Raw genomic sequence first — 9,632 nt, 5'->3', positions numbered from 1 at the left:
CGATGCGAGCCATATGAAAATACCAGAGGAAGTGCGCAAGATGGGTGAAATCGAGCATGTTATCGAGCCCATGCCCAGTATGCTGGTCAATCTCGAGAATGCACCCGCCAATATGATGAGCAACATGGCCCAGACTTCATCCGACTCTGAGAAAGCGATGTTTCAGTATGCCGATTTTCTGGTAGAGCAGGCGCGCGAGAGTGCGATACATCACGGTGCGCAGGATGTCGATGCGAGAGCGGTGCTGGGTAGCCCCGCGGAGGAAGTTGTTGCTTTTGCCAGGGATCGTAAAGCAGATCTGATAATTTCAGGCAGCCGTGGCTTCGGCAAGTTGAAAAGCCTGTTACTCGGCAGTACCTCTCACAAGATCGCCCAGCTTGCCGATTGCAGTTGCCTGACGATAAAATAAAATGATCCCTTCCAACGCACATAACTGACGAAACATCGAATGAACCAGCAGCAAACCCATCTGTTCGTAGTGGTCGATCCAACCACCGAGCACCAGCCGGCACTGGTGAAGGCGTTACTTATTGGCAAGCTCGGAAATTGTCATATCCATGCATTTCTTTGTACCTACAGGGATTTGAAGGAAGCAGGAGAGTACGCCTCGCGCAAGGAATTCAAGCGCTCCACGCTTGAAGATGCAAGCGATTGGCTGGAACAGTTGATGCAACCCTGCAAGGTCAGCGATGTGCCGTATACGACGGAAGTGATCTGGAATAGAAAATGGGTTGATTCTGCAATTCGAGCTATCGAGAAATCAGGGTGCGATCTGGTGATTAAATCCAGTTTCCACCATAGCAAGACGCAGCGGTTTTTCAGGCCGACCTCCGACTACAAGCTGATGCATCGATGTGCCTGCCCGATACTCTTTACCCGCCAGGCCCAGGAATGGACATCAGGTCGTATCGTTGCCTGTCTAGACCTTGAGTCTGGTGACCTACAGCATGAACGATTAAACAACGTCATTATCCGCGATGCGCGGGCATTCGCGGAGATTGTCGCCATGGATTTGTATATCGCCAGCGTCTATTCCAGTGAGATCGATAGTGAGCATTTACCGATTAAGACCCATGGGCATGAAGTCACAACAGATCAACTCGGCAAACTTTTCGATATCAAGCCGGAGCGGGTTTTGCTGCGTCAGGGTAGTACTGTCGAAACCTTGCGGGCAATCTGTGACGAGATTGAACCGAGCATCGTAATGATAGGAACTCTTGCGCGTACTGGAATCAAGGGCAAGCTGATCGGCAACACGGCTGAAAAACTGATCGATATCGTTGACGCTGATCTCCTGACCGTTATTTAGTCAGCAGGTTTCTTATTTTCTCGACTTGTTCGGGGCCGATACCCTGGCTGCCGATTGTGACGAGTTGAGCATGCTTTTTTTCGACGTCGCTGATCGGCTCCTGGTTACGCAATTGCTGTTCCAGCACTTCCAGGTTGGCTTCCGAAGGATCGTGTTCGCGTGCAACAATGCGTTTGCGCAATTCAGCTTCTGGAACTTCGCAATGAATAATAATTTTTTTACACGATGGGCTAACCGCCATTTCGAGTAGCGCCTTGCGCTGCGATTCGAGCAGGAAGGTCGCGTCGGCGATCACGGTAAAATCGGCGTCGATAATGGTGGCCGCGATCTCGCGCATTCGATCATAGGTTTGCCCGGTGGCGTCGCCGGTATAAATGCCCTGGGCAAGTGCAGAACCACTGGATTCTTGTGCGTCGAGGTTGAAAAGCCTTTTCCTGATCACGTCTGAGCGGATCTGTATCGCGCCCAGTGCCTCGACCAGTTGCGCCGCGACAGTCGATTTCCCGGACCCGGATAATCCATGCATGATGACCAGGCCGGCGCGATGGCTGCCCGACCAGCGTGCGGCGAGCTCGATGTAATCGATTGACGGCTGAATCTGTTCTGCATAGCTGCTGCTGTCACGAGCTTCCTGGTCGACGCGCAATGCCTCTACCTTGGCACGCACCAGCGCGCGGTAAACAAAATAGTAGCGCAACAACTTGATCGCTTGGTAGTCGCCGCTGGCTTCGAAGTAGCGGTTTAAAAATCGCCAGCAAAAGGCCGGATAACCGCGCGCATTCAAATCCATTGCCACGAATGCTACTTCGCTAGTGGTATCGATCCAGCGCAACTCGGGATTAAACTCGATGCAGTCGAACAGGATGATCCTGCCATTGATCAGTGCCATGTTGCCAAGATGCAGATCACCATGACACTCGCGCACAAATCCCTCTTGCTTGCGCTCGTCTATGGTCGTGAGCAACCCCTCGTTTTCCCGGTACCAGCGTTGTAACTGGAAAAAACTGTTCGGCAGAAAATCGGTCGAGATCGCGTTTGCTATGTGAACCATGTTTTCCTCGCTCCACTGCGCTGCCACGCTACCTGTGCCGAATTCACTACTGGCATCAGCACGTTCACTCTCGACATGTACCTGGCTTACCCTTGCCGCTATAGCATCGATGATTTCCGGGGTAAGGTCCTTTTTAGCGGCATGGCTGCTGAGCAGGCACTGCTGCGGAAACTCGACCATTTTGATTGCATACTCAATGACTTCTCCGTCTCCCTGCAGTCTGGGTGCTTCCGGACTGCCCCGAATTTCGACCAGCTCGAGGTAGATTTCCGGCGCGAACCGGCGGTTCAGGCGTAGTTCCTCGAGACAGTAGAAATGGCGCTTATCGAGGGTCGAGAAATCAAGGAATCCAAGATTGACCGGTTTCTTGATTTTGTAGGCATAATTTCCGGTCAGGATAACCCACGAAATATGGGTCTCGATCAGGCGGATGTATTTAACCGGGTGCCCGAAGGCAAACGGATCATCCAATCCGGCGATCAGGGCATTTGCCGCAGGATCATCGGCCTGAGGGAGGTTTGCGTGCGTAATGTGCCCGGTCACTGATACACCATCCGGTTAGATTGAATGCAACCACTGTAAAAAAGCCAGATTTGCACATACTGACTGGCGTCAAGTTATTCGAATTCAGTCGTCGTCAGAGCCATGAGCCGGGTCTTCCTGCATGGCTGCGCGGATCGCGGCTTCCTGCTGCATGAACAGTTCCCGAAAACCAGGGCGCATGCCGCTGTCCTCCGTAATGAGCCAGTTCTGGTATAGATCCTCGACCATCTCGTTCTCGGTCGCGATAAAGGCGCTTCTTAATTGGTCCGCTCGAAACGGATGGAAGCCGAGGCGGGTTAACGCTTCGCAACCCATATCAAGTGCGGCAAGGTAGGTTTCCTTGATGACGAACTGCGCGCCAGCCTGTTTCAACTGGTAATAATGAACCTGGTCGAAGGCGCGCGCCAGTATTGTGAGGTCAGGACAGCGTTGGCGGATGTGCTCTACGAGCTGTACCGCGCGTTCGCGGTCGTCGATTGCGATCACGAACAGGTCGACGTCTTCCAGTCCCGCCGTGTCGAGCAGTTCGGGGCGGGTCGCGTCCCCGAAGTAACTCTTGATCTCGAGTTTGCGCATGTTGTCAACCTGCCCGGCATCGTGGTCGAGGACTATGGTTTCAATGTTGTTTGCAACCAGTAGTCGATTCACGATTTGACCGAAGCGCCCGATGCCGGCAATAAGTACGCGACCGCTGGTATCGATGACATCGTATTCACGCTGTTCCGTGCTGGTTTCAAAGCGAGGGACCAGTATCTTGTCGAAAAATATGAACAGGGCAGGTGTCAGGAACATCGAAATCGCGACCACGAGCGCAAGCAACTCGGCGATATCGGCCGGAATCACGTTATTCTGCAAGCTGAAGCTCAGCAGTACGAAGCCAAACTCTCCGGCCTGTGCGAGTCCGAGTGTCACCAGCCAGCGGTCGATCGACTGGATACCGAACGATCGGGCGAGGATATAAACGATTACGGCCTTTATGGTTATCAGCGATAACGTAATTGCAGCGACCAGGAACCAGTCCTGTGCCAGCACGCCAAAGTCAATGCCCGCGCCCACGGTGATGAAGAACAGGCCGAGTAACAACCCCTTGAAGGGTTCGATATTGGTTTCAAGTTCGTGACGAAACTCGCTATTCGCAAGTACCACGCCCGCGAGGAAGGTACCGAGGGCGGGTGACAGGCCCACCAGGCTCATTAATGCTGCGATACCTACGACCAGCATTAACGCGGTTGCGGTAAATACCTCGCGCAACCCGGATGCCGCGACGAAGCGGAACAGCGGCCGACTAAGATAGAATCCGCCGAACACCACGGTGGCGATTGCGCCGAGTACGACAATGGCGTAAATCCAGTTAGGCAGGCCGGATACCAGGTCCAGATGGCCGTGGGCCGCGGCTGTCTGACTTGCAATTTCACTGGCTGCCAATGCCAACTCGGGAATCTCGAGTAGCGGAATTAATGCCAGCATCGGTATCACCGCTATATCCTGGAATAGCAGGACAGCAAAGGCACCGCGCCCACCTTCGGTTTTCGTCAGCCCCTTTTCGTTCAGGGTTTGCAATACGATCGCTGTCGATGACAGTGCGAGGATCAAGCCGATGGTAAACGCGATTCGCCAGTCAATTCCGAATACCAGGCTGATCAACGAAATCGCGGCTGTCGACAATACTACCTGCAGGCCGCCAAGTCCCAGCAGTCGTTTTCGCATCGACCATAGCATGCGTGGTTCCATTTCGAGACCGATCAGGAACAGCATCATCACCACTCCAAACTCGGCGAAATGTTGCAGGGCCTGTGTTTCTTCGCCCACCAGGCCAATCATCGGACCGATAATGACACCGGCCATCAGGTAACCCAGCACCGAACCTAGCCCCAATCGTTTCGCCAGGGGTACCGCGATAACTGCAGCGCACAGGTAAATGAAAGCCTGGATAAAGTAGCCGGTCATGCATTTACTCCGGCCAGGATACCAACGCAATCGGCAGTTTTCGGCGCCCTGTGTAGTGGCAAGGTGCTTTCAGTCTGGCACCGCAACGGGAAGGTAAACGGGATCAGGATTCTCTTGGGCATGGTATCTGCTCAGGCTTCGGGACAAACTGTGCCTGTATAAAGAATGCAAAATTTTTATTCAAGCGAATTCGATCGGGCGCATTTGACTCCGCAACGATCATTCCGATCCTTGCGCTGCCCTCAAGGCTAAAAAGTTACGTTTAGCGGGGGATTTTATTCACCGGCATAGCGGTTGAGATAAACCGGGATTCGCTGCGCACCAAATTTACCCGGTTTTTCCAGGAAATGTCCGGGTAGTCGTGTACCACAATTGGTGCAGCAGCCGTTGGCATCGAGACTCCAGTGTCCCAGCACGTACCAGTCACGTTCGATTAGTAATTCGCCACAGGAATGACACCAGGTGCTGGAACCGCTGCTGTCGTGCACGTTGCCGGTATAGGCGTAATGCACCCCGTTTTCGATCGCGATCTTGCGCGCACGTGTTAGCGTCGCGAGCGGAGTCGGCTTGATATCAAGCATCTTCCAGTCGGGGTGAAATGCGGTAAAGTGCATCGGCACGTCGGGCCCGAGCTTGTCGACCACCCAGTTTGTCATCTGGTGCAGTTCGTCGTCGGAGTCGTTTTCCCCCGGGATTAAGAGCGTTGTCAGCTCGAGCCAGCAATTGGTTTCATGCCGGATATACTCGAGCGTTTCCAGTACAGGCGCCAGGTGCCCACCGCAAATCTTGTAATAAAAGCGGTCGGTAAAAGCTTTCAGATCAACATTGGCGGCATCCATCGCGGCAAAGAACTCGATCCTGGGCTCTGGATCGATGTAGCCGGCCGTCACGGCGACCGTGTTGATATCACGCTCGCGACAGGCGGCAGCGACATCGATTGCGTACTCGTGGAAAATAACCGGGTCGTTATAGGTAAATGCCACGCTCAGGCAGGACAATTCTGACGCTACACGGGCAAGTTTATGTGGTGACGCGGCATCGGCCAGAGTGTCCATCTCGCGGGACTTGGTCATGTCCCAGTTCTGGCAAAACTTGCAGGCCAGGTTGCAACCCGCAGTGCCGAACGATAGCACCGAGCTGCCGGGGAAATAGTGATTGAGTGGTTTTTTTTCGATCGGATCGACACAAAAACCGCTCGATCGACCGTAACTCACCAGTTTTACTTCATCGTCGAGGCGTTGGCGCACGTAGCAAAGACCGCGTTGGCCATCTCGCAGGTGACAGTGGCGTGGGCACAGGTCACACTGCAGGCGCCCATCGTCCAGGCGATGCCAGTATTTGGTTTTAACGATCGTTTCTTGCATAGTCTTGATACAGGGCAAATGAAACAGGGAAGGTTGGGTTTAAAATAATAATAATGAACTTCTTTGAGGACAACTCATGACTACACGCCCAGCGGCGGTTGCCGGTTACTTCTACGACGCTAATGCAAGTCGTTTGCAACATCATGTCAAAGAACTGTTAGAGGCTGAATCAGCGCTTCCTGATCCGTTACCCAAGGCCCTGATCGTACCACACGCGGGCTATATCTACTCGGGTTCAACCGCAGCCTGCGCCTTTCGTTGCCTGTTAACTGATCCTGATCAAGTAAAGCGGGTAATATTGATCGGACCTGCGCACCGGGTGTACGTTGAAGGCATGGCAATCCCCTCCGTGGACTGCTTTGCGACGCCTCTGGGCGATATTCCACTGGACCGGGAGGGTCTCAACCAAATCGAAGATTTACCGGGTGTCCAGGTTTCGGATGAAGCCCATCGGGAAGAGCATAGCCTCGAGGTCCAGTTACCGTTTCTGCAGTCAGTATTGAACCAATTTACATTGATCCCTTTGGTGGTGGGAGGGGCTTCCGCCGGCGAGGTAGCAACCGTAATCGATGCCCTGGTCGATGATCCACATACGTTGCTGGTGATCAGCTCCGATTTATCGCATTTTTTAAGTTATCCGGAAGCACAGCAGGTCGATGCGAGTACTTGTGATTATATTCTGCATAAGTCCACGTCGTTGAAAGGCGAACAGGCTTGCGGCGCACGCGCAATTAACGGCCTGATGGCCTCTGCAAAATGCCGTGCGCTGAAGGTTAAACTGCTGCACGCCTGCAACTCGGGAGACACTGCAGGTGATCTGAACAGGGTGGTCGGCTATGCTGCCTTCGCTTTGCATTAATCTCAGCAAGGACGAGCAATTCAGCTTACTCGATATCGCGCGCCGATCGATTAGCCACGGTCTTGAATCGGGTCGGGCACTATCAATCGATGTAGCGCAGTTGAGTAAAAACCTGCAAGTCGATTCTGCCGTGTTCACTACCCTGATGCGTAGCGGCGAGTTGCGCGGTTGTATCGGTTCGTTGCAGGCGGTGGACCCACTGGCCCAGGCGGTTGCAAATTCGGCATTCAATGCCGCGTTTCGGGATCGCCGCTTCGGCAAGGTCGACCCCACGGAGCTGGACGAATTACGCGTCGAAATTTCGGTGTTGTCGGCGCTTGATCTCATCAAAGTCGACTCGAGGCAGGCCCTGTTGGACGCACTGAAACCGGGCGAGGACGGATTACTGATGGAAGACCGCGGATACCGGTCGACCTTTTTACCCAAGGTATGGGAAAAAATACCCTTGCCCAACCAGTTTCTTGAAGAGTTGATGCAGAAAGCCGGGCTGCCGGCCGGGCACTGGTCCGACACAATTCGTTTTTATCGCTACCATACCCTGTCGTTTGCCGAGAATTGATTACCCGCGACGTGATTGTGTTGGATCCATGGATGTTTTCCGTTATTATCTGCGCACCTTTCCACCCCCGTGAAGCGACCTGATCGAACATGCTATGCCTGCCCGGTAGCCCGGCACACTCCGAGTTCAGACTTAAAAAACAACAACAACAACTGGGCGCCGCAGGGATCACGGTAAACGGGCTCAGCAGCCGCTTTATTCACCTGGTCCATATCAGCGACGGCGAGCTCGACAAAGCACGGCTGAAGGTACTGCAAAACCTGTTGACCTATGGTCCCGCGCTCGATTCGGCAAACGTCGCCGGCCAGGAATTCTATGTAGTCCCGCGTCCTGGCACGATTTCACCCTGGGCCAGCAAGGCAACCGACATTGCGCATAACTGTGGCCTTGACCAGGTAAAGCGAATCGAACGCGGCATCCTCTACACCATTGATACGGCTGACGAAGTACCTGCCGACCTGTTACACGATCGTATGATCGAGGCCGTGTTTTCCCGTCTCGATGATTGCAAGGTGCTGTTTGAGAGCCATAAACCAAGATCTTTTAACGAAATCGACACTCGAAACCGGGGTCGTACCGCTCTGGAGCAGGCTAATACCGACCTGGGTCTCGCACTGTCAGCGGATGAAATCGATTACCTGATCGAAGCCTATACCGAGCTGGATCGCAATCCGATTGATGTTGAATTGATGATGTTCGCGCAGGCCAATTCAGAGCATTGCCGGCACAAGATTTTCAACGCAAGCTGGCGCATCGATGGCGTCGAACAGGAACTGTCCCTGTTCAAGATGATCAAGCATACGCATGCTCAACACAGCGACGGTATCCTGTCGGCCTATCACGATAATTCCGCGGTGATCGAGGGTTTCCGGGCAACCCGCTTCTCGCCCTCACCGCAGGCTTCCGAATATCATTACGAAGAAACCCGGCTCGACATCCTGATGAAGGTTGAAACCCATAATCACCCGACCGCGATATCGCCGTTCCCGGGGGCGGCCACAGGTTCGGGGGGTGAGATACGCGACGAGGGTGCAACCGGCACGGGATCCAAACCGAAGGCAGGCCTGTGTGGTTTTTCAGTGTCGAACCTGAAGATCCCGGGCTTTGAACAACCCTGGGAGCAGGACCATGGCAAACCAGGTCGTATTGCCTCGGCACTCGATATCATGATTGAGGGCCCGGTCGGAGCCGCATCGTTCAACAACGAATTCGGCCGCCCCAACACCTGTGGCTATTTCCGTACCTACGAGCAAAGCATTGTCGCCGAGACCGGGCCGGAAGTGCGCGGTTATCACAAACCGATCATGGTGGCCGGCGGGGTCGGCTCGATTCGACGCGAACATGTCGAAAAACAGGATATCCCACCCGGTGCCAACCTGATTGTGCTCGGTGGTCCGGCGATGTTGATCGGTCTCGGTGGCGGGGCAGCGTCGTCAATGGCTAGTGGCAGCAGCAGTGAACAGCTCGATTTCGCCTCGGTGCAGCGCGGAAACCCGGAAATGCAGCGTCGGGTGCAGGAGGTTATCGATCGTTGTCTGGCCCAGGGAGCCGCCAACCCGATTCTCTCGATTCACGATGTCGGTGCAGGGGGGCTGTCCAACGCGTTACCCGAACTGGTAAATGACGCTTTACGTGGAGCGGAACTGGATTTGCGCCGCGTCCCGAATGACGAGCCGGGCATGTCGCCGATGGAAATCTGGTGCAATGAAAGCCAGGAGCGTTACGTGCTTGCCGTTGCCGATGATCGACTCGACGACTTTATCGCCCTGTGCGAGCGCGAACGCTGCATTTACGCGGTGCTTGGCAAGGCCACCGAGCAACGTCACTTGCGGGTCGAAGACCCACATTTTGACAATACGCCAGTGGATCTGTCGCTCGAGGTCTTGCTCGGAAAACCACCGAAGATGCATCGGGATGCTGAGCATGTTGAAACCCTGCAACCCGAATTTGATCGCGGCGTGGTTGATTTGAAACAGGCGCTTTACCGCGTATTGCACTTA

Annotated in this window: 8 protein-coding genes; 5 read left to right on the top strand and 3 right to left on the bottom strand. The window is 54.2% G+C overall.

Going from position 1 to position 9,632, the window contains the following annotated elements:
• A partial coding sequence (locus OES20_18100) for a universal stress protein (GenBank protein MDH3636607.1) occupies nucleotides 1-409 on the top strand: 409 nt, incomplete at its 5' end.
• Nucleotides 410-448: 39 nt separating this feature from the next.
• Nucleotides 449-1,309 carry a hypothetical protein gene (locus OES20_18095; GenBank protein MDH3636606.1) on the top strand — a complete coding sequence of 287 codons (861 nt, stop codon included), beginning with the start codon at nucleotides 449-451 and terminating at the stop codon, nucleotides 1,307-1,309.
• Here OES20_18095 and OES20_18090 read toward each other — a convergent pair.
• The 3 genes from OES20_18090 to amrS form a co-directional block, all read right to left on the bottom strand.
• Complete coding sequence (locus OES20_18090; GenBank protein MDH3636605.1) at nucleotides 1,302-2,903, bottom strand: AAA family ATPase; 1,602 nt, start codon at nucleotides 2,901-2,903, stop codon at nucleotides 1,302-1,304. The genes OES20_18095 and OES20_18090 overlap by 8 nt on opposite strands.
• An 84-nt stretch (nucleotides 2,904-2,987) precedes the next feature.
• Complete coding sequence (locus OES20_18085) at nucleotides 2,988-4,850, bottom strand: monovalent cation:proton antiporter-2 (CPA2) family protein (GenBank protein MDH3636604.1); 1,863 nt, start codon at nucleotides 4,848-4,850, stop codon at nucleotides 2,988-2,990.
• Nucleotides 4,851-5,125: 275 nt separating this feature from the next.
• The gene (gene amrS, locus OES20_18080; protein ID MDH3636603.1) at nucleotides 5,126-6,214 is read right to left on the bottom strand and encodes an AmmeMemoRadiSam system radical SAM enzyme; all 1,089 of its coding nucleotides are present in this window, start codon (nucleotides 6,212-6,214) and stop codon (nucleotides 5,126-5,128) included.
• 76 nt (nucleotides 6,215-6,290) lie between these two features.
• On the opposite strand from amrS, the gene amrB reads away from it, so the two are divergent.
• The 3 genes from amrB to purL form a co-directional block, all read left to right on the top strand.
• A complete protein-coding gene (gene amrB, locus OES20_18075; protein ID MDH3636602.1) occupies nucleotides 6,291-7,073 on the top strand; it encodes an AmmeMemoRadiSam system protein B in 783 nt (260 codons plus the stop codon).
• Nucleotides 7,051-7,632 carry an AmmeMemoRadiSam system protein A gene (gene amrA / locus OES20_18070; protein MDH3636601.1) on the top strand — a complete coding sequence of 194 codons (582 nt, stop codon included), beginning with the start codon at nucleotides 7,051-7,053 and terminating at the stop codon, nucleotides 7,630-7,632. Before amrB ends, amrA begins: the two co-directional genes overlap by 23 nt.
• 89 nt (nucleotides 7,633-7,721) lie before the next feature.
• Nucleotides 7,722-9,632 (top strand): phosphoribosylformylglycinamidine synthase (gene purL, locus OES20_18065; GenBank protein MDH3636600.1); only part of this gene is annotated, 1,911 nt, incomplete at its 3' end.

Source organism: Gammaproteobacteria bacterium, from assembly GCA_029862005.1.
GTDB lineage: Bacteria > Pseudomonadota > Gammaproteobacteria.
This window is presented reverse-complemented; position numbering and strand designations above follow the sequence as displayed.

Coding starts and splice junctions, on each gene's coding strand:
- OES20_18095 (MDH3636606.1), top strand. CDS start 449: ATGAACCAGCAGCAAACCCATCTGTTCGTAGTGGTCGATCCAACCACC.
- OES20_18085 (MDH3636604.1), bottom strand. CDS start 4,850: ATGACCGGCTACTTTATCCAGGCTTTCATTTACCTGTGCGCTGCAGTT.
- amrS (MDH3636603.1), bottom strand. CDS start 6,214: ATGCAAGAAACGATCGTTAAAACCAAATACTGGCATCGCCTGGACGAT.
- amrB (MDH3636602.1), top strand. CDS start 6,291: ATGACTACACGCCCAGCGGCGGTTGCCGGTTACTTCTACGACGCTAAT.
- amrA (MDH3636601.1), top strand. CDS start 7,051: ATGCTGCCTTCGCTTTGCATTAATCTCAGCAAGGACGAGCAATTCAGC.